A 19,422-nucleotide genomic window follows, 5' to 3' on the forward strand; every position below is an offset into this window, starting at 1 on the left:
TCCTCAGTCTCGGACTCCCTCGAGCCAGGAAAACGCCCAAGAGACCGCCCGCTCATCCGTGTCGAGGATGCGGAAGGCGATGCGGATCAGTGAGTAGAACTGGTCGACCCATGCAGTAGCGAGCTGGACGTTGCCGCCCATGCTGAGCGAGAGGCTGGGAATGAGATGCAGGCCGTGTAGGACATTGAGGCAACGTTCCATCGCGTGGGTCTCGATGGACCACCACTCAGAGTGCGCGACGCCGCTGGCCTGTTGGTAGGCCTGCCTGTAGAAGTCGATGAGACCTGCCTCCGTGGCCATGCTTCGGATGGACTTGCCTTGTGCGAATGTGTCGCGGGTGTCGACGACCCGGTGATCGATGACGTCGTGGTTGTGGCTGAGTCGTTGGAACTCGTTCATGGCTTCTTGATATCCGGGCGTGCGTGCTTCGGCCGGCACTTCATCTGCGATGCGGGCATAGAGCTTCGCCTTGCCTGCGCCGTACTCCTGGAACTCGCGGTAGATGGCGGGGTCCTGCTGGGCCATCCACTGCAGGTAGATCTTCGTCTCAACCAGCACGCGCACGATGTGGGCGCCGTGCTCCATGCACCACAGGTCGGGGGCTGTGAGCACCGCGATGAGGTCCCGCCCAGCTCGCGACACCAGGCCTGAGACGACCTCCTGACGCTCCTTGTCGTGCAGCCGGGCGGGCGCCGTCTCCAAGGCTTCGACGAAGCTGGACAACAGGTCCATAGTGAGCTGTCGTAAGTGGGAACCATCGGCGGGAACCGGCGTTGGGCCGGCGCCGAGGTCATTCCCCACCGCGGGTCGGTCCTCTCGCGGATCGGGGTTTGGGTCAGGCTTCCCGTCAAGCTCGATGTCGGGATCCGTGTCCGGTTCGGCGCGCGCTGGCGGCGTGCTGGCCGGAGCGGTTTCGGACTCGGCCGCTGGCACATGAGCGCCGTTCAATGACGCGGCTTCACCTGCTGGCGTGGGTGCGGTTTCGCTCTCGGTTTCCCTCTTGCGAACGCATTGCGACGTCATCGAGTTGGCCCCCCAGAACACGCGCGCCCATCTGATCGCCTCGTCGAAGTAGGTCGGATCCTCGGCCGTCAGCATTCCCTTGTAAGCTCCCCACTGCGAGCGGACGACCGAGTCCGCTCGGGTCCTGGACTCCTCGTCGTCGGGGTAGCTCCTCAACAGTTCGATGGTCTCTCGTTCTGATGAGAACGTGCCGGCCTGAAGTGTGCTCCAGGTGCGGAGGCACTTCATCAGCGCCTCGCGGTGGCCGTCGCTGAGCGCTTCGAGCAGCGCGCGGCGCACGAGGTCGATGTCGGCCTGCTCGGGCACATGCACGTCGGCGTTCGCGACGAGCCACGGGACCGGCATGTACGGGTACGAACTGAGCGCACTGCGCACACCAGCAGAGAGCAGACCGTGTTCATGTGCTTGCTGCGACACCACGTCTGCTGCGCTCGGAATCTTGATGGCGAGGCGCGCGAGGTTGGTCAGGCGACCGTCAAGCGACTCAGCGACGAACACGGTTTCATCGTGTTCGGACAGTGCGTCCTGAACTGCCTTCTGCCATGAGACGAAGTTGCGGATGGCGTCGTTGCCTTGCTCGGCGAGCACGAGGGCCGGCCACAGCAAGTCGGGGAGGTCGTCCTTGAACCAGTCTCCGATGACAAGGACTCCCGTCGCCGCAAGTGGCGGCGTGAAGACCCGGCGCCGGTGAACATGACCGGCCATAGGCCCGTCGTGCTGGTTCGGCTGCGGCATCTGCATGAACACAACCTAGGAGAGGGCACCGACAATGGCGTCGGCTCTCAACGTGGTGCTGCGCTCAGCCTTCGGCCCCGACCTGACGCGCATCGTTCTGCTGCGACGGGTTGGCTTCAAGCTCCGCGCGACCGCAGGACTCGGGACGGAACCCCGCCTTCCGAACGACGACCGCCGGGCGCCGTCCCTGTCTTTGCACGCCGACAGATGCGGATCTGCGACCCGCGCGTTTGGAAGTGCGTCTATCCACCGCGTTTGCCTCGGTTCTGACACCCGTGAGCATCCGCAGATCATTACGACTTTGACAAGCTAGTCGTAGCTGCGTTAGCCACGCCGCAGGTGGCGTCGAAGTCGGCGTTCGATAGACGAGGCGGTCATCGCGCACACGTCGGTATCGGCGCCCGCCGCAACCAGGAGGTCGGAGACCTCCTGGCCGATCGAGTGGAACAGCGGGATGGCAGTCCAGCGCCCGCTCGCCCGCCCGGCGGCAACGCCGAGCAACACTGGGTCGGAAGTGATGCGGTGAAGCTCGGCCACGGCTTGCGTGGTCGGGGTCGCGTTGCGGATCGCTCGGCGGGCGACTTCCTCGAGGGTCGCGACCTGGCGCTTCTCCTGAGCGAGCAACTTCACGTCGGTCACTCGCCCGGCACGGTGACTCACGCCTCGACGACGTTCGCCGTCAGCGCCGTCACCCGAAGGCGCTCGATCTCCTGGAGCGCCGCGGTGCGGGTGATGTAGCCACCGTTGCGCGCCATGATCTGGCCGTCCCAGTCACGCAGCACCCAGTGGTGCTCCCCATGCTGCTCGAAGACCTCGAACAGCCCCGCGATCTTCAGCACGGTCCCGACGCCGTAGCGCTCGCCGCCGCGATGGCGCCAGTACCTCTCCCCGGCAGCTGGTCTGGCACGAGCCCCAGATCGGGGAGCGCGACAAGCGGGCGGCTTCGCCACCCCTGCCCGGCGGCAGTTGGCACCACGTCGACGTCAAACGGCGCAGTCACCGCAGAGATCGCGCTCACGGTTCCTCTCCTGGATCGATGCGGGCACACGAGCCGAACCCTGGCCCACCGTCTCGGAACACCGATCGGATGGGCCAGAGCTCGTTTGCCAACCGCTGAGGAAGGAGGGGGCGGCCGGCTCTCCTTGCGCCGACGACGCCCGGGTCGTGGTGCCGGCGGCAACTCGACGAACGCTAGGGACCTCCACCCCCCGGCGTCGTCGTGACCCACGAGTAAGAGATCCACGTCATACCGGCATCGCTCGTCCGCAGGACGACGATCCTTTGGCGCCTCGCGTGGGGCGGAGCGAATCCGTGCGCAGCAGTCACGTGAAGGACCAAGACTTTGGAGATAGGGCAGCCGTCGCTGAAGGATGGTGCGAGACCTCGTCTTCACCAACTGGTATGGACCACGGCTTCGGCGGCCCCACCACGGACGGCGTGCATCACCCGCCGTCCAAGCGAGGCCTCACCCGCGAGTGGTTCACGCGCCCGGAGGTGTGAGACGTAGGCGCGCCGCGAATCCGCGCAGACCGTGACCCACCGAGCGCCCGCCAATGGGCTCCGGTCCAGACCGCCACCGCTCTGAAAGGTTTGCTGCCGCAGGGACGGCGAACGGCATCATCCTCGTCGCAAGCAGCCCCCACCGATGATCCCTTGATCCACAGGGTCCGCCAGCGCCGCCGGCGGACCCGGCCAGGAAGATGCCTCACTGTGACCTGCGTCGCTTACCGTCCGGTCACCTTGAGGTGGTCAATAGCGTTCCGTCACTGCCGGCGGCACGCGGGGCCCGAGACCCGCGGGCCGCCGGCAGACCATCGCGTCGGCCACTCCCTCCCAAGAAGGGCCGGCGCACGCCCGGTCCCCCTCGCTCTCTGTCGCAGCCGCGGGACCGGGCACCCACCCGCAGGGCCAAGTTGCAGAGAGCGTCACCCGACGCCCCCGGACGGGCCAGACCCGGCTGCGTCGGTCCGTTGAACGCCGCAGGCACCGGGCCGGGGCTCCCACGGAAAGCCCGGCCAAGGCGGCTCCCTTGTCCGCATCGCGTCGATGAAGACGAGGTAGCGGCGGCCGCCGGCGCGAGGGTCGAGCAGCCACCCGACGGTGAGATCCTTGTCGGACGCCTCGACACCGAGAACGCCGAGCATCCGGTCTCGGATCTCACGCCACCGACGAGCACCGAGCGTGGGCGCGGAGACGATGACCTCGCGCAGACTCTCCCTGCGGAGCGCGACCCAGCTCGCGTCCCGCGCCATGTCGACGAACTCGACGGGCGTCAGCCTCCCCGCGCTGATCTCGAGCAACATCTCGGCGCGAGCCTGGCGGGCCGCGCTGAGGGCGCGCCGTTGGGAGGACATGTCCTTCACGCGACGCTCCGTGCGGTCACCGGACGCAGGCGGTGCCCGAACTCGGGCGGGCGTGGGAGCCACGGCCCAATGGCGGCTCCTGACCGGGCGACGGGCTGGGACGTGGCGCCCTTGGCCGTGTCGGTCGGCCCCGCGAGCCGGCGCGGGATCATGGCGTCGCCGGCGGCGCCCTGGCCAGCACCAGTACGCCGCGTGGCAGATCGGGAGCGCTGGGGTCCGACGTCAGCCACGGTGCCAACACGCGCGGCAAGCAGGTCCGCCGCGAGCTGGGCGGGGTGGTGCTTCTCGCGCAGCCACCACGGGGTCTGCGCGAGCAGTGCGGTGTTGACGATGGACGAGCGGAGCCGGTCCGACTCGCGCGCCGTGAGCGAGAGGTCGTCGGGTTCCCACAGGGAGCACTCCTCCCAGAGCGACGTCCTGCCGGTGGGCCGGTCGATGACGAGCCGGGCGAACCGGTCGGACGCGATCGAGGGCCGTGGGAACCACTCGCGCCAGGTCGCGACGCCGATCCGTTCGGGTGTGAGCGCGAGGTGCGCATCCGGGTTGTGCTTGATGGCGTCTTCGATGACGTGGTGGGTCATCCGTCGTACTCGGTTGCCCGCCTTGGCCAGCGGAGGTGCGAGCAGGAACACGACCACGAGACCGGTGTCCTCGAGCGGCGACTCGGTGAGGATCCGGACCCAGCGGTTGACCTTCTGTGTGAACCCCTGGGTGATCGATGCGGTGACCTCGATCGCGATGCGCAGTCCGTCGTCGCGCACGATGGTGAGGTCGGCTCCCCCGTGGCTGCGCGAGGGAAACCGGCACCCGGTGGTCAGGTCGCGGAAGGTGGAGAACTGCGGCCCCAGGACCGTGCCGACCTCGAGGTGCGTTGCGGCGCGGAGGGCTAGCTCGAGTCCGAGAAGGTCGTGGCGCAGGTGCACCTGCGTGCGCCCGATGTCGCGCCCGCCGGTGAGCGCCAGCCACTCGGCGTACGAGAGCTGACTGAGCAGGCGGCGGACCTGGTCGGCGTCGCCCAACTGGTAGGCGACGGAGCCGTCGCCGGCGGCGCCGAGACTGTGCCCGACGTAGGGGTTGGTGATCGAAATCAGGTCGGAGGCGAACAGGCTGGCGACTACGTTGCTGCGCGGATCGGCCCACGCCGGCGACCCGGTGATCGTGGCGGCCTGGTTGTTGGTCACGACGCCGAAGGCGATCAGGGCGCCGAGCAGGTCGAGTACCTCCCGAGCACGCGAGCCCGCGAGGATGTCTCTCGGCCTGATCCGCTCGGCGCGAAGATACGTCGCCGGCAGCCGCAGCGGCGTCTTGTCGGCCATGTGGCGAGCCCGGCTGAGCGAGATCGCGCCCTGGTCGCGGCCCTCGCCGGCGAAGGTCTCGTAGAACGGGTCGAGCGACCTTGCGGCCTGCAGGTTGCCGCCCAGCCGCGTGGGAAGGTGGTCGCTCAGGTGGTACCGGCACGCGGGGTCGAGGTGCTCGTCGGGGATAGGGTTCCATCGCTTCGTGGTCACGTCGAGAACATGCGTAGGCACCGAAGGCTCGGCACCCCGCGCGCGGAATGGGCTTCGAATCTGGCGCCGATCGACTCCTCCCCGGTGGACAGATCGGCGCGAGAATCCCCAGTCGACCGGCGATCGGGCGTCGGCCTCCCTTCGGCTCCGCCGAAGCGAACACCTCCGTGGGCCAAGACGTCACCTGCGAGGGCAAGAAGGCAACACGCATCGGATCGAGAACGACGAGCCAGCGCAACGGCCATCGAGCAGAGACGAACCGCTCACGCAGAGCACGACATGCGGAAACGAAACGAAACGGAGCGAGCCGACGCGTGACGACCCGCCGAGCGAAGCGAGGCCTCCTCATATGGGACTGCAGCTCGCGTTCTACCCCTCGCGGCGTCGGATCCCGCCGCACGCCGGAGCCGACAGCGGGCCGCGCGACCGCGCAAGGAGGGCGACGCGGAGCGTCACCGCCATCGTTCCTCCGGCGTCGCCCAGGCCTCGTCGAAGTCAGGGTGGTCGGCGTAGGCCCAGGTCAGCAGCACGAGAGTCGGACACGGGTACGGAAGAGGGACGGGGCGGTCGTCGGCGATCGCGACGCAGAGCGAACAAGCCCCACGTACCGACCGGCCGTGGATCGCCATGAGGTTCTTCTTCGCGGCCTCCTCGCGCTCGGCGCGAAGCAGATGGAAGTGGGACATGTACTGCGCGGCCTCGGGGTGGCCGAGTCGTAGGAACCGGTCCGGTTGCCCCGCGCCGATGTCGACGCCAGCGACGAACACGACATCGGGGTCCTCCCGCGTGCGCGGAAACAGAGCAGGCGGCAACGTCTCGGCAAGCTGGCGGAGGGCGTCGGCCACGACTCGATCCTCGGTGATGCGATCGGCGAGGAAGGGGACCGGATCCGGCATCACGGCCGACTCCCCTTGCGGACGAGCCCTGCGGCGTACCGGTCGAGCGTCGCCGGCTCCCGATCGGCGTCGACCCACTGCTCGGGGGTGAGGTCGTCGAGCTCGGGAGCTGGCGTGCGGAGCAGGGTGCCGACCATCCATCCGTCCTCGATGACCGTGCGGAGCGTCTGCATGATGGTGATCAAGCCGGGCTTGACCTCGACCCCTCCATCCGGATGCCGTTCGAACTGCCAGATCGGGAAGAACAGCGTTCCCCCGTAGGTCGCGACCGCGAGCACGGACCCATCAGCAAGACGCTGCCGCATCTCCCCCGCCGTGATCCCGAGCTCCTGCAACGTTCGAGGCGCGGACCAGTACGGCGCGAGGAGGTCGGCCAGCTTGCGCTGCTCGTCAGTGCTCCTCATCGGCGGCCTCCCGGCATTCCTGGCACGAGGTGACCCGCCACCCGGACGGCGTCACCCACAACGACCCCGGCCGGCCGCAGTCCTCGCACGTCCGCGACGACTCCACTTCGGCTCGACGAATGCGCTCGTCGAACCGTTGCCGTACGTCCTTGTCGTCCGAACCCGCGGTCGCGTAGAACCTGAGCTCAGCGAACTTGCTCTTGGCCTGCGTCAGCGACCAGCGCGGCGCGATCTCGTCGAGGTCGTGCCCGAGCTCGACGAGCAGCGCGACCCATCCCGGCCCGCAGCCGAACCACCAGCCGCGCCAGCCAGGAGGGACTCGAGCCGCGAGCCCCGCCAGCTCGTCGGGGACGTTCTGGCTAGGACCGACGTCCCCGCTCACTGCGACCACTCGGGATCGAGGAAGGGCTGGCGCCGTAGCGGCCCAGGGATCCGGCAGCGTCGGGGCCGCGCGGCACATGCGCGCTCGTCATGAACGCCGACGAGGATCCCGGTCCCGCTCGCACGCATGTCGTCACTCACTCGACCGCTCCCTCCAGACTTCGTCGGTCCTCGCGTGAGAGGATCCGTAGGTGTGCGAGGGCCACGCTGAAGCCGCTGCGGACCGCGAGCGTGTCCGCGACCGCCTGCGTGCCCTCATCGCGGAGCGAAAGGCCCTGGACCGGCGTCGCCAGGAGCTGACAGAAGAGCTCCACCGGACGCTGCGCATCGCACACGACGTCGGCTGGTCGTGGTCCGAGATCGCGGCCTTCGCCGAGTACAAGAACGCGGCCGCTGCGAGCAACCAGGCGAAGGCTCGCGACGCAGTACCGCGCGCGCCGGACCGCCCGGGCACCTACTCGGTGCGGGAGGCAGCCAAGCGCTTGGGCAAGTCGACCCAGACGATCTACACCTGGATCGAGTCCGGTCTTCTCGAGGCCGAGGACGGCCCCCGAGGGAAGCGCGTCTTCCTCCCGGACATCCCGTCGTCACTCATCGAGTCCGAGTAGCCGCGGGCTCACCCCCTCCGCCAACAGCCGGGCCGCGTCGGCCTCGTTGGCGCGACGAACCTGCTCCAGCGTCTCCGGCGCGACCGTCGGACCGAGTTCGAAGCGCAGCCGATAGGCAGCCCTGACGTAGGCCGCATGGTGGTCCAGCCGGGTTCCGCGGTCGACCACCGTGGAGGCGACGGCCCGAGCACCGTCACGTGACGCCTTCGAAATCATCCCTACTCCTTGCTGTCGTTTGATAAATCTAAGTCTTAGATATAGATGTGTCAAATCGTCGCCGCATGTTCGAGGGCATGGATGAGAACCAGCCGAACCACAGTTCCAGCCGCATCGCGGCGGACCAACTCCCGAACGTGGCGTCCCTCCTGACCCCGGACCAGGTCGCCGATGCGTTGGGCACCACGACGAAGACGCTCGCGAACTGGCGCTCACGTCGAACCGGACCAGCCTTCGTCCGCGTCGCCGGTCGCGTCTACTACCCGCGCTCGGCCTACGACGCCTTCTGGCTCGAGCAGACAGGCGGGGCCGCCTGATGGGGCGCCCACCGATCCCCGTCGGCGGCACGGGCGAGGTGAAGGCTCGACAGGTCAAGGACCGGTTGTGGCGAGTCCGGGCCCGCTGGCGCGACGACGCAGGCGACTACCACAGCACGACCGCCGAGGCCTCGAGCAAGCGCGAGTGCGAGGCACTCGCGGAGACGCGCATCGCCGAGGCCCGCGCTGCGCTACGGCAACCCGTACTCGCAGACCTGACGCTCGACGACATCGCCGCTCGCTGCTTCGGGGAGATGCTGCGCTCCCGTCGCCGGCCGTCGACGGTTGCCCAGTACCAGGCCACGTGGCGCGGCACCCTCTCCCCCGTCCTCGGCCGCGAGTCGATCAACGAGATCACCCGTGCCCGGGTCCAGGACGTGTTGCTCGACGGCCTCTTTGCACGCGGCCAGGGTCATCGCGCCGACGACGGCACCTGGGTCCCCGGCGACTACCGGCTCGACGAGCACGGACAGCGGATCCCCTTGCACGGCGCGCAGCCTCGCAACGTGATGCGGATCGTGCTCCGTTTCGCAGCCGACCGCGGCCACCGCACGGACGGCATCAACCCCCTCGACGGCACGGAGACGCCAGAGCGCAGCACTCCGGCCGTCCGAGCCCTGACCGACGAGGAAAGCGCTCGCCTCATCGAGATGGCGGAGCATTGGCACCGCACCGGGCACGGCGCCAGCGACGTGCTCTGGCACGGCCTGGTCCTGCTCCGCTACACCGGGCTGCGAATCGGCGAATTGCTGGCCCTCTCCTGGCCGGACGTCGACCTGCAGGGCGACCCGCCCACGATCACCGCCCGCCACACCCTCCTCGAGCAGCGCGGAACCGTCGGCGGCATCGGCCCGACCAAGAGCAGCACCGTCGACGTGATCGCGCTCCACGCGGAAGCGGAAGCGGTACTCACCTCGCGGAAGGCGCACGCGCGGGCCATTGACGGCTTCGTGTTCGCCACCCGGACCGGCAAGCCGGTCACCCAGGCCAACTTCCGTCGCGCACTACGGGATCTCGTCCGCGACACCGATCTCGCGTGGGCTCACCCCCACTCCTTCCGCAAGACCCTGGCCACCAAGGCCGAAGCGCAGCTCGATCTCGAGGCCGCACGCGACCTCCTGCGCCACAAGGACGACGCAGTGACCCGTCGCCACTACGTGCAGCGATCGGGCGTCAGGGTCCTCGACCCTCGGCTGCTGTTCGAGGAAGACCGATGAGCAGCTCTCGCGAACATTCATACCTTTATGCGCTCGGCCCTGATGCCCTTCGCAGGTTTGTTGCGTGCGCCACCGCCGTTGGCGACCTGGGTTGGAGGCGTGCCCTGACCGATCAGGTGACGTTGCTCGAGGCTGAACTGATCCCCGCCGCCGACAGCCGAAGGGCTGCCTCGGCGTACCGGGAACTCGCGGAGGCCGCAAAAACCCGCCGCGATATCGAACACGAGATCGCGAGCCTGTACGTCGTTATGGCACAACTGCTCGAGGGCGAGTCGAGTTGGGGTTGAGCTGGCGCTAACGGGTCAGTCAGGACACGTACCCTCTGGTGCCGCGCGGCACCAGCGTGGTCTCCAGCGTGACGTGCGTGTCCTCGAGCCCGTCGCCGGCGATCAGCGCGACCAGCATCGCGATCGCGTCGTGGCCCATCTGCCGCATCGGCTGCTGCACGGTCGTGAGCGGGGGTACGGCGAGCGCGGACTCCGGGATGTTGTCGAACCCGACCACCGACAGCCGGCCCGGTACGTCGATGCCGAGCTCGGCCGCGACCTCGAGCGTCGCCAGCGCGGTGCTGTCGTTCGCCGCGAAGACCGCGGTCGGCGGCTCCGGCAGCGTGAGCAGCTCGCGGGCGGCCTCCCGCGCGACGTCGGGGTCGAACGCGCCGAGCCGCAGCAGCGACTCGTCGACGCCGATCCCCGCGGCCGCGAGCGCCTCCCGGTAGCCCTGCTCGCGCAGCTCCGCCGAGATCAGGTCGGGACGGCCGGTCACCATGCCGATCCGGCGGTGGCCCAGCCCGACCAGGTGCTCGACCGCGAGCCGCGCACCCTGCAGGTTGTCCGACGCGACCGTCGGCAGGCTGGAGCGACCGGTGTGCGGGTCGACGGCGACCACCGGCCCGTCGTACTGCACGTCGGTGACCGTCGGGGTCACCAGCACGGCGCCGTCGACGAGCGTGCCCATCACCCGGGAGAGGTAGCGGCGCTCCCACCCGACGTGCTCGTCGACCCGACCACCGGCGGAGTAGGCCACCAGCTCGAAGCCGGTGCCGCGGATCGCGTCCGCCGCACCCTTGAGCACCTCGGTGCTGAACGGCTCGAAGTCGGCCACCAGCACCCCGATCACCCGCTTACGCGTGTTGCGCAAGCTTTGCGCGACCAGGCTCGGCTCGTACCCCAGCCGGTTGATGACCGCGGTGACGTTCTCGAACGTCTCCGGCGAGACGCCGTACCGGCCGTTGATCACCTTGGAGACCGTCGACACGGACACGCCGGCCTCGGCGGCCACATGCTGCATGCTCACCCGACGACCGCCGACCCGGACGGGTCTCGCATCCACTGTCGGTCCTTCCTCAGACCCGTGCGCGAATGGCGCCGAGGTCGGTCGTCGTACACCTTGAGATACACATCGGGGCCGCTACAGCAGCTGTCTGTTTCTGGTCGCGAGAGTCTCGCGTGCGAATCCTGACCCGCCATCTCTGAACACCGATCCGGCGGGCCAGGAACCCGCTTGCCGACCGCATGAGGGAGGAGGGAGCGGACCGGCTCGCCTTGCTGACGACGCCCCCGGGTCGTGGAGGCCGCAGCAACTCGAGGAACGCTAGGGGCCCGTTCGAGTGATCGTCGTCGTGACCGGTGGGTAAGAGATCAGCGTCATACCGGCAGCCAAGGTCCGTATCTCAGCAACCCTTCGGTTGTGCCTCGTGGACAACATCCAATCGTCTAACCTGACGCCCGCACAGCAGGAGGGCTTCAAGCCTGAGCGTCGCAACGCAGCAGAACTGACGCCTCCGTGCCGGCATCGACCGGTACGGACCACCTCCGTTTTCAGCCGAGTTCCAATTGTCGTGGCCCGACGGCGTGACTTGGTGACTTGTCCGCCCGACCCGCGACGGAACCCTCGTCGAACGCCCCATGAGCTCGGCTGATGTCGGCGGCGCTCGAAAACTGAACAGTTTCGGCGGTGAAAAGTGAGCACTCAACGATTGGAGTGTGATCACTTTGGAGGACTGGGCGCTGATCAGGAGGGGCTGGGGATCTCGCGGACCACAGTCATCAAGGCGGTGAACTCAGATGCCCCGCCGAGGTATGTGCGGTCGCCGGGGCCGACGTCGTTCACCGAGTTCGAGCCCCACGTACGGGCGCTGCTGGCAGAGGTCCCGGACATGCCGGCGACGGTGCTGGCCGAGCGGGTGGGGTGGACCGGGTCGATCCGCTGGTTCAGCGAGAACGTGAAGCGGCTGCGGCCCGAGCACCGGCCGGTCGACCCGGCCGACCGGATCGTGTGGGCACCTGGTGATGCGGCGCAGTGCGACCTATGGTTCCCGCCGCGCAAGATCCCGCTCGAGGACGGCACCACGAAGTTGTTGCCGGTACTGGTGATCACCGCCGCGCACTCGCGCTTCATGGTCGCCCGGATGATCCCGACCAGGAAGACCGAGGACCTGCTGCTCGGGTCGTGGGAGCTGATCCAGCAGCTGGGGCGGGTCCCGCGGCGGCTGATCTGGGACAACGAGCCCGGCATCGGGCGGGGTCAGCGGCGCGCCGAGGGAGTCGCGGCGTTCATGGGGACCCTGGCGACCAAGTTGGTGCTGCTGCCACCGAACGATCCGGAGTCCAAGGGCGTGGTGGAGCGACGCAACGGCTGGTTCGAGACCTCCTTCATGCCCGGGCGCGACTTCGAGTCGCCTGCCGACTTCAACGTCCAGTTCGCTGACTGGCTGACCCGCGCGAACGCGCGGGTGGTTCGGACGATCAAGGCCACGCCGATCAGCCGGCTCGATGCCGACAGGGCGGCGATGCTGCCGCTGCCACCGATCCCGCTGCACCTGGGCTGGCGCAACAAGATCCGGCTCGGCCGCGACTACTACGTGCGCCTGGACACCAACGACTACTCCGTGGACCCGCACGTGATCGGCCGGATGGTCGACGTGGCAGCCGACCTCGACCGCGTCAGGGTCCGCGTCGAAGGCCGGGTCGTGGCCGAACACGCTCGCGTGTGGGCCAGAGGCACCACCGTCACCGATCCGGCGCACGTCGAGGCAGCAGCGCGGTTGCGTCACCAGTTCCAACACCAGTTCCAACACCCTCGTGCTGTCGCTGCTGGCGATGACGAGCTGGTGCGGGACCTGGCCGACTACGACCGAGCCTTCGGGCTTGAAGACCGACTGGCCGATCCCGTTGGCGAGCAGGAGATCGGCTGATGGCGACGAAGAGCACCGCGACCGGAACTGGCAAGCCGACCGAGGCGGTCAAGCAGATCACCTATCTGGCGACTGCGTTGAAGGCACCGCGGATCACCGAGGCCGCCGCCCGGTTGGCCGACCAAGCCCGCGACGCCGGCTGGACCCATGAGGACTACCTCGCAGCGGTCCTGGAACGCGAGGTGTCCGCCCGCAACGCTTCCGGTGCCCAGTTACGGATCCGTGCCGCTGGCTTCCCCGGCGTGAAGACGCTCGAGGACTTCGACTTCGACGCCCAACCGGCCGTCCGTCAGCAGGTCGCCGCACTCGCATCAGGTGGGTTCTTGGCCGAGGCCCGCAACGTCGTCCTCCTCGGCCCACCGGGCACCGGGAAGACCCACCTGGCCACCGCCCTGGGCGTAGCCGCCGCACGGACAGGACACCGCGTGCTGTTCGCGACCGCGACCGAGTGGGTCACCCGGCTCACTGAGGCCCACCGCGCCGGCCGGCTCCCCAACGAGCTCACACGACTGCGCCGCTACGGGCTGATCGTCGTCGACGAGGTCGGCTACCTGCCCTTTGAGCAAGACGCGGCGAACCTGTTCTTCCAGCTCGTGTCCTCCCGCTACGAGCACGCCTCGCTGATCCTCACCAGCAACCTGCCATTCAGCAGCTGGGGCGGCGTGTTCGGCGACCAAGCAGTCGCCGCGGCGATGATCGACCGAATCGTCCACCACGCCGACGTCCTGACCCTCAAAGGCGCCAGCTACCGACTCCGCGGGCGGGGCATCGACAGCCTGCCCAGCATCCGCACCACCGCCGACCAAGGCGAGTCCTAGACTCCCGACAACCGCTCACTTTTCAACTGCCGCATTCGACCAGTCTTCGAGCGCCGTCCACAGCCTGAGATTGTGTACTCAAACCGCCCGCGCGCTTGCCACCTCTGTGCGTGGGTCAGTGACAAGCCTGCCCGGACTCGCCCGTCTTCGGCGTGCGACGCGGGCCGAGCAGCCCCAGTGCGTCCTGAATCGCTGGCCACAGGCGTCGTCTCCGCTGGGCGCCCCAGACCGGAGGCGCCGACGGCGCCGACCCTGTGTCGAAAGGACACCCAGGCCGGCGCCGGCGGCCGTGTAGAGAATGATCGCGCGGTGGCTGATGCTCGGGGCATGTATCAGAAATAGTCGGAGACGAAGAACGCCGACGAGAACTGGCATGCCAACGCGGCCGACATCACCATGAAGAACAACGGGCGCTCTCAAACGTCTCGCCGAGTCGAAGGCAACGTTGTGTGGGTGGCCGCCGAGCAGGATTCCAATAGCGTAGCCGGCGAGAACAACGAGGAGCACGACGGCAGTCCAACGTGCTCCAGAGGTGTCCGGGAAATGGTGATGACGGTCGCAACAATGCCCAGAAGGATGACCCACACCGGACGAGAGTCCGACCACAACCAAGCCCGGAACGAGGACCGCCGGCCGATGTCCGACGTGGGATCATGCACGGGTGAGTTTCACTGTTGGATCTCTTGTCGCGGATCCCCTCGTTCGCACACGTTTGGTTGCGGGAGACTCGGGTCTGAGTCGGGAGATTGCGTGGGCACACACCTGCGAGGTCGAAGATCCATGGAACTGGCTCGGCAGCGGCGACCTGCTGATGACGGACGGCTACAGCTTCCCTCCGGAGCCAGCTGCCCAGGTCGAATTCATACGCGAGCTCTCGTCGGCAAATATTGCTGGACTGGCTCTCGGCGAGGGCTTCGTCGCTCCCCCGCTGACTGCTGAGGCGAAAGCGGCGGCCGACGAGCTCGGCTTCCCTATCTTGCAGACTGCCCGCAGTGTTCCGTTCGTCACGATCTCTCGGGTCGTCGCCGAGGCGTCGTCGAGTGGCCAAGGCAACTCGCGCGCGGCACGAGTGCTCCGGCTGTACGACATCTTGCGACGCAACCAGCGGCCAGGACCCGACGACCAGTTGCTCGACCTCCTCGGCGCTGAGCTTCGCCTTGACCTACACGTCTTCGACCTAACACATGGACGTGACCTCCTGCCCGGCCATGGCGAGCTCCCGGCTTCCCTCCGGCGACGCGCCCTGGAACGCGCGGCCGAGCAAGGCGGCCAGCTGTCCGCATTCAATCGTCTGGCAGACGGCGACTTCTCCGCCCTTCTCGTTCCAGTCGGAACACGGGATTCGGCCGCCCTCATCCTGCGCGCTCGGACACCCGACGACGCGCCCGACCTGGTGCTCGCTCAGCACGCAGCTATGATCGCCGAGCTCGAGGTCGAGCGACGAGCGGCTCGGGCCTCGAGAGCGCGTACTCGCGGCGCAGATCTTGCCCGTCGCATGCTCGACGGCAGCATCGAGCCAGACGCCGCCCGAACTCAGCTTCGGCTGCTCGGGCTCGGCGACGGTCCTTGGATCGTGACCGCCTGGGCCGAGGTGACACCACAAGGGTTCGCCGGAAGCGGAGCTTCCTCGAAGCTGGTCGATGCACTGGCGTTCGTGCCTTGGCCGCACCTGCACACATTCGTAGAAGACACGCACCTGATCGTGCTTGAGCATTCGCGAATCGACAGCGGACTCGACCTCGACGACCTAGGCGTGACGATGGGGGCCAGCCAGCCATTCTCTGCGATGGCCCGCTTTGCGGACGCATTCCGCGAGGCGCGTTGGGCGCTCGAAAGCGCACGCCAGGCCGGACTCGCGACCGCCGTCTACGGTGCTCATGGGTCGTACTTCATGCCAAACACAGTCGCCGAAGGAGAACTCGCCGTTCGTCGGCTCCTGGGACCAGTGCTCGACTACGACCGAGCCAACAACGCCCATCTGATGGAGTCGCTCCAGGTGTACTTCGAGGTCAACCGATCATGGCAGGCTGGCGCTCGCCGTCTCGGAATCCACAAGCAGACCCTCGTCTATCGCCTCAAGAAGGTCGAGGAGCTGACCGGAGCAGACCTTCGCGACTTCGGGGTGCAGGCCGAGTTATATCTAGCCCTGAGGACCTGGCGCCTGTTGAATCCGGGCTAGGTACGTACACGGTAACGAACGCCGCGGCAGTGAGGTCCGCGGTCTCACCCAGCGATGTGCCTCCCGGCTGCCGGATTGCCTTTGGGCGCTCGACGAGCACGGAGGGCTGAAGCTGATCGCTGCCTAACGGTCGTGGCGGCGACACCACCGACGGTCATCGGAAGACGACCGTCCGAGAGCCGTTCAGCAGCACCCTGTACTCGGCGTGCGCGGTCACGGCGCGAGCCAAGGCAAGTGCCTCCAGATCGCGGCCGGTAGCCGTCAGGTCGGCAGCGGAGCTGGAGTGATCGACTCGCGTGAAGTCCTGCTCGATGATGGGCCCCTCATCGAGTTCGGCGGTCACGTAGTGCGCGGTCGCGCCGATCACCTTCACGCCGCGCGCGTGGGCCTGGTAATACGGCCGAGCTCCCTTGAAGCTGGGCAACAGACTGTGATGGATGTTGATCGCTCGTCCCGCCAGATCACGACACAGGTCGTCGGACAAGATCTGCATGTAGCGGGCGAGGACGACGAGATCGATGTCGTGAGTGGAGATGAGCTTGCGGAGCTCGTCCTCGGCCTGCACCTTGGTCTCAGCCGTCACCGGCACATGGTGAAACTCGATCCCGTGCCACTCCACCAACTCGCGAAAGTCCTCGTGATTAGACACGACCGCGACAATCTCGGCGGGTAGCGAACCAATGCGCGACCGATGGAGCAGGTCGTTGAGACAGTGCCCCTGCCTCGAGACCATGACCAGCGCTCGCTGGCGGTGGCTCGGATCCTGGATCGCCCACTCAGCCTCGAGAGGGTCGGCGACGACGGCGGCGAACTCCTGGCGAACCGTCTCAAAGGAGATGGACCCCTCGCGTGCGGCGTGGATTCGGAGAAAGAACAACTCAGTGTCATCGTCACCGAACTGCTGGCTGTCCCGGATCGTGAATCCACGGTCGGCGAGGAACCCTGCCACGGTGGCCACGATGCCGGGCCGGTCGACACATGAGAGCGTCAGAACCAGGTCGTCATTCACTGCTTCGGCCTTTCGGACTTGGGATCGTACATTGGGCTCAGGGACGCGCGTGCCACGACAAGGTTCCCTGCCACCTCGACCTCGTACTGGCCTTCGTTGAACCAACCGCGTGGAACAACCTCAGGCGCTTCGACCCACGCGAGTGCCACGGCTCCGCCGAGCGTGTGCCCGAACTGCGCGGAGACGACGCGACCCACCTGCAGGCCGTCGCGAAACACCGGCTCGTCGTGGAAGAGAAGCGGCTCCGGATCCGTCAGGACCAGCTGGACTAGGCGGCGAGAGACGCCTTCCGCACGACGCTTCTCCAGAGCTTCCTGTCCCACGAATCCTCCGGGCTTATCCCACCTGACGGCGAAGCCAAGTCCGGCCTCGAGCGGGTTGTCTCCGGCCGAGATGTCGTGGCCCCAACTGCGGTACCCCTTCTCGAGCCGCAGGGAATTCATGGCGTGATAGCCGACGGGCCGCAGTTCGTGAGGCTCGCCTGCGGCGACGATCGTCTCCCAGACGTGCGCTGCACTCTCAGCGGGGATTAGCAGCTCCCAGCCCAGTTCACCGACGTAGGTCACGCGGGTGGCACGTACGAAGGTGAGACCGAGATCGATCTCCTGCGAGGTCCCAAAGGGGAAGGCCTCGTTGGACAGGTCTGAGTCGGTCAGCGAAGCCAGCAGGTCACGGGAGTTGGGCCCCATGACGGCCAGCATTGCCATCGTGCCACTGACGTCGGCGACGGTGCAGAAGTCGTCAAGGCCGATCTGACGGCGAAGGTGTGCGAGATCCCTGTTCACGGTCGCGGGACCAGAAAGCACAAGGAACTCGTCCTCTGCCAGCCGGGTGACTGTTACGTCGGCCACGATTCCGCCATTGACGTCGAGCCACTGGGTATACGTGATTCGACCAACGGCGGTGTCAACGTCATTGACCGAGAGTCGGTTCAGGACACGAACGGCGTCGCGACCCTGGACCAGGAGCTTGCCGAACGACGACGTGTCGATCATGCCGACGGCTTCTCGGATCGCCTTGTGCTCAGCCGCCGAATGCTCGAACCAATTGGGCCGTCCGAACGAGTATTCGTACTCACGCTCTACGCCCTCTGGGGCGTACCAGTTCGCGCGCTCCCATCCAGCGAGCTCGCCGAACACTGCTCCGGCGACCTTCGTCTGCTCATACAGCGGGCTGAGTCGCAGTCGCCGCGCACTCGTGCGCTGCTGGAAGGGCCAGTGCACCTCATACGACAGATCTAGCGTCTCTACGACCCGCTCGGCGAGGAATCGTCGATTGGTCTCGTGACGCTGCACGCGTCCCAAGTCAGTCTCAGGAAGATCGACGGGGCTCCGTCCGTCGACAATCCAGTCGGCCAGGACCGAGCCCGCGCCAGGCCCGGAGAGGAAGCCGACCGAGTTGAAGCCAGCAGCGACGAAGTAGTTGGTCAGCCCCGGCGCCTCTCCGAGGTGGTACTGACCGTCAGGCGTGAAGCTTTCCGGACCGCAGAAGTGCAGCCGAATGCCGGCATCGGCCAGGATCGGGACACGCTCGATCATCCGTTCGTAGAACGGACCGAGGTGGTCCCAGTCCTCAGACAGCTGCAGGTAGCCCTTGGAGTCGGGAATTCCATCGCCCGCCCACGCGTAGCTACCCGGCTCGAAGAATCCCACCATGAGAGCGCCCGCCTCGTCCTTGACATACGAGTACTCGTCGCCGCTCTTCACGGTCGGGAGATTGCGCGGGAGGCCCTCGATCGCTTCAGTCACGATGTAGTAATGCGCCAGAGCCTGAAGCGGAACGTTGACGCCGGCCAAGGCACCGAACTCCCTACCCCACATGCCGGTCGCGTTCACGACGTACTCGGCCTCGATGTCGCCGGCTGTCGTACGGACGCCGGTCACCCGGTGACCCGATGAAGTGATTCCGGTGACTGTCACACCCTCCACGACGCGGGCGCCACGCTGCGTAGCACCGCGAGCGAGCGAGATGGTGGTGTCAGTCGCACTACCGCGGCCATCCTTCGGGAAGTAGAGGCTCCCGTATAGACCCTCAGGGTTCAGCAGCGGGTGGAGTTCCAGGGTCCGTTCGACGTCAATCAGCTCGGCCTCGATGCCGTTGCCGCTTACGGCAGTCGCGAGGTGTTGGAGCTCGACGAGGCGATCCGGCGAGGTTGCTAGGTTCATGGTCCCGGTGCGGACGAAGCCCGTGGAGAACCCGGTGTCCTTCTCCAGGTCCTGGAACACCTCCATGCTCCGCTGAACGATCTCTCGCGTTCCCCACGTTCCACGAGCCTGCGTGACGAGGCCGGCAGCATGCCACGTAGTTCCCGAGGTCAGTGTGTTGCGCTCGAGCAGCACGACATCAGTCCACCCTCGCCGTGCGAGGTGATACGCCGTACTCGCGCCGATGATTCCGCCACCGACGATCACGACCTGGGCTCGCGTGGGGAGCTGTTTCGCCATGAGGCCACCTTTCAATCAGACAGCCACAATCTCTCGGCGCTCGGACGCTTGCCATGCGTCGCCACATCGAACGTGGCGCGTCGGACTGTGCGATCGATCAATGGTTCT

General features: G+C 67.3%; 19 protein-coding genes. 7 read left to right on the plus strand and 12 right to left on the minus strand.

Features of this window, described 5'->3' with window-relative positions:
• Window positions 1-3: 3 nt before the first annotated feature.
• The 8 genes from ACILQ5_RS03150 to ACILQ5_RS03185 all read right to left on the minus strand — a co-directional run bounded on the left by ACILQ5_RS03150 (window position 4) and on the right by ACILQ5_RS03185 (window position 7,311).
• A complete protein-coding gene (locus tag ACILQ5_RS03150) occupies window positions 4-1,764 on the minus strand; it encodes a DUF5677 domain-containing protein (protein WP_395656518.1) in 1,761 nt (586 codons plus the stop codon).
• A gap of 318 nt (window positions 1,765-2,082) precedes the next feature.
• Window positions 2,083-2,397 carry a hypothetical protein gene (locus ACILQ5_RS03155; protein WP_395656519.1) on the minus strand — a complete coding sequence of 105 codons (315 nt, stop codon included), beginning with the start codon at window positions 2,395-2,397 and terminating at the stop codon, window positions 2,083-2,085.
• A gap of 17 nt (window positions 2,398-2,414) precedes the next feature.
• Complete coding sequence (locus ACILQ5_RS03160) at window positions 2,415-2,597, minus strand: YegP family protein (RefSeq protein ID WP_395656520.1); 183 nt, start codon at window positions 2,595-2,597, stop codon at window positions 2,415-2,417.
• A 1,086-nt stretch (window positions 2,598-3,683) separates the two neighbouring features.
• On the minus strand, window positions 3,684-4,121 hold the full coding sequence (locus tag ACILQ5_RS03165; protein ID WP_395656521.1) for a hypothetical protein: 438 nt from the start codon (window positions 4,119-4,121) through the stop codon (window positions 3,684-3,686).
• Window positions 4,118-5,629 (minus strand): hypothetical protein, encoded by a 1,512-nt coding sequence (locus ACILQ5_RS03170; protein ID WP_395656522.1) that lies wholly within the window; start codon window positions 5,627-5,629, stop codon window positions 4,118-4,120. Before ACILQ5_RS03170 ends, ACILQ5_RS03165 begins: the two co-directional genes overlap by 4 nt.
• 452 nt (window positions 5,630-6,081) lie before the next feature.
• On the minus strand, window positions 6,082-6,525 hold the full coding sequence (locus ACILQ5_RS03175; RefSeq protein WP_395656523.1) for a DUF6221 family protein: 444 nt from the start codon (window positions 6,523-6,525) through the stop codon (window positions 6,082-6,084).
• On the minus strand, window positions 6,525-6,929 hold the full coding sequence (locus ACILQ5_RS03180; protein ID WP_395656524.1) for a hypothetical protein: 405 nt from the start codon (window positions 6,927-6,929) through the stop codon (window positions 6,525-6,527). The genes ACILQ5_RS03175 and ACILQ5_RS03180 overlap by 1 nt, the downstream gene beginning before the upstream one ends.
• A complete protein-coding gene (locus ACILQ5_RS03185; RefSeq protein WP_395656525.1) occupies window positions 6,916-7,311 on the minus strand; it encodes a hypothetical protein in 396 nt (131 codons plus the stop codon). The genes ACILQ5_RS03180 and ACILQ5_RS03185 overlap by 14 nt, the downstream gene beginning before the upstream one ends.
• A gap of 190 nt (window positions 7,312-7,501) precedes the next feature.
• Here ACILQ5_RS03185 and ACILQ5_RS03190 point away from each other — a divergent pair, with 190 nt between their 5' ends.
• Complete coding sequence (locus ACILQ5_RS03190; protein ID WP_395656526.1) at window positions 7,502-7,918, plus strand: helix-turn-helix domain-containing protein; 417 nt, start codon at window positions 7,502-7,504, stop codon at window positions 7,916-7,918.
• Here ACILQ5_RS03190 and ACILQ5_RS03195 read toward each other — a convergent pair.
• Complete coding sequence (locus ACILQ5_RS03195; RefSeq protein WP_395656527.1) at window positions 7,898-8,134, minus strand: hypothetical protein; 237 nt, start codon at window positions 8,132-8,134, stop codon at window positions 7,898-7,900. The two genes, ACILQ5_RS03190 and ACILQ5_RS03195, sit on opposite strands and share 21 nt — an antisense overlap.
• A 65-nt stretch (window positions 8,135-8,199) precedes the next feature.
• On the opposite strand from ACILQ5_RS03195, the gene ACILQ5_RS03200 reads away from it, so the two are divergent.
• The 3 genes from ACILQ5_RS03200 to ACILQ5_RS03210 are packed head-to-tail and all read left to right on the plus strand — an operon-like array spanning window position 8,200 to window position 9,955.
• Window positions 8,200-8,451, plus strand: coding sequence for a helix-turn-helix transcriptional regulator (locus tag ACILQ5_RS03200; protein WP_395656528.1), 252 nt, complete (start codon window positions 8,200-8,202; stop codon window positions 8,449-8,451).
• Window positions 8,451-9,668: a tyrosine-type recombinase/integrase gene (locus ACILQ5_RS03205; protein ID WP_395656529.1), complete on the plus strand. Its 1,218-nt coding sequence runs from the start codon at window positions 8,451-8,453 to the stop codon at window positions 9,666-9,668. Before ACILQ5_RS03200 ends, ACILQ5_RS03205 begins: the two co-directional genes overlap by 1 nt.
• Window positions 9,665-9,955: a hypothetical protein gene (locus ACILQ5_RS03210; protein ID WP_395656530.1), complete on the plus strand. Its 291-nt coding sequence runs from the start codon at window positions 9,665-9,667 to the stop codon at window positions 9,953-9,955. The genes ACILQ5_RS03205 and ACILQ5_RS03210 overlap by 4 nt, the downstream gene beginning before the upstream one ends.
• Window positions 9,956-9,974: 19 nt before the next feature.
• Here the strand turns inward: ACILQ5_RS03210 and ACILQ5_RS03215 are convergent, their stop codons facing one another.
• The gene (locus ACILQ5_RS03215; RefSeq protein WP_395656685.1) at window positions 9,975-10,958 is read right to left on the minus strand and encodes a LacI family DNA-binding transcriptional regulator; all 984 of its coding nucleotides are present in this window, start codon (window positions 10,956-10,958) and stop codon (window positions 9,975-9,977) included.
• A gap of 673 nt (window positions 10,959-11,631) precedes the next feature.
• Here ACILQ5_RS03215 and istA point away from each other — a divergent pair.
• The 3 genes from istA (at window position 11,632) to ACILQ5_RS03230 (ending at window position 15,861) form a co-directional block, all read left to right on the plus strand.
• Window positions 11,632-12,864: an IS21 family transposase gene (istA, locus tag ACILQ5_RS03220; protein ID WP_395656531.1), complete on the plus strand. Its 1,233-nt coding sequence runs from the start codon at window positions 11,632-11,634 to the stop codon at window positions 12,862-12,864.
• Entirely contained in the window at window positions 12,864-13,682 is an 819-nt protein-coding gene (gene istB / locus ACILQ5_RS03225; RefSeq protein WP_395656532.1) for an IS21-like element helper ATPase IstB, read from the plus strand. The genes istA and istB overlap by 1 nt, the downstream gene beginning before the upstream one ends.
• A gap of 661 nt (window positions 13,683-14,343) precedes the next feature.
• The gene (locus ACILQ5_RS03230) at window positions 14,344-15,861 is read left to right on the plus strand and encodes a PucR family transcriptional regulator (protein WP_395656533.1); all 1,518 of its coding nucleotides are present in this window, start codon (window positions 14,344-14,346) and stop codon (window positions 15,859-15,861) included.
• A 154-nt stretch (window positions 15,862-16,015) separates the two neighbouring features.
• On the opposite strand, the gene purU is transcribed toward ACILQ5_RS03230, so the two are convergent.
• Window positions 16,016-16,870 (minus strand): formyltetrahydrofolate deformylase, encoded by an 855-nt coding sequence (purU, locus tag ACILQ5_RS03235; RefSeq protein WP_395656534.1) that lies wholly within the window; start codon window positions 16,868-16,870, stop codon window positions 16,016-16,018.
• On the minus strand, window positions 16,867-19,314 hold the full coding sequence (locus ACILQ5_RS03240) for an FAD-dependent oxidoreductase (RefSeq protein WP_395656535.1): 2,448 nt from the start codon (window positions 19,312-19,314) through the stop codon (window positions 16,867-16,869). Before ACILQ5_RS03240 ends, purU begins: the two co-directional genes overlap by 4 nt.
• Window positions 19,315-19,422 lie beyond the last annotated feature (108 nt).

The organism is Nocardioides sp. (genome assembly GCF_044226305.1).
Taxonomy (GTDB): domain Bacteria; phylum Actinomycetota; class Actinomycetes; order Propionibacteriales; family Nocardioidaceae; genus Nocardioides.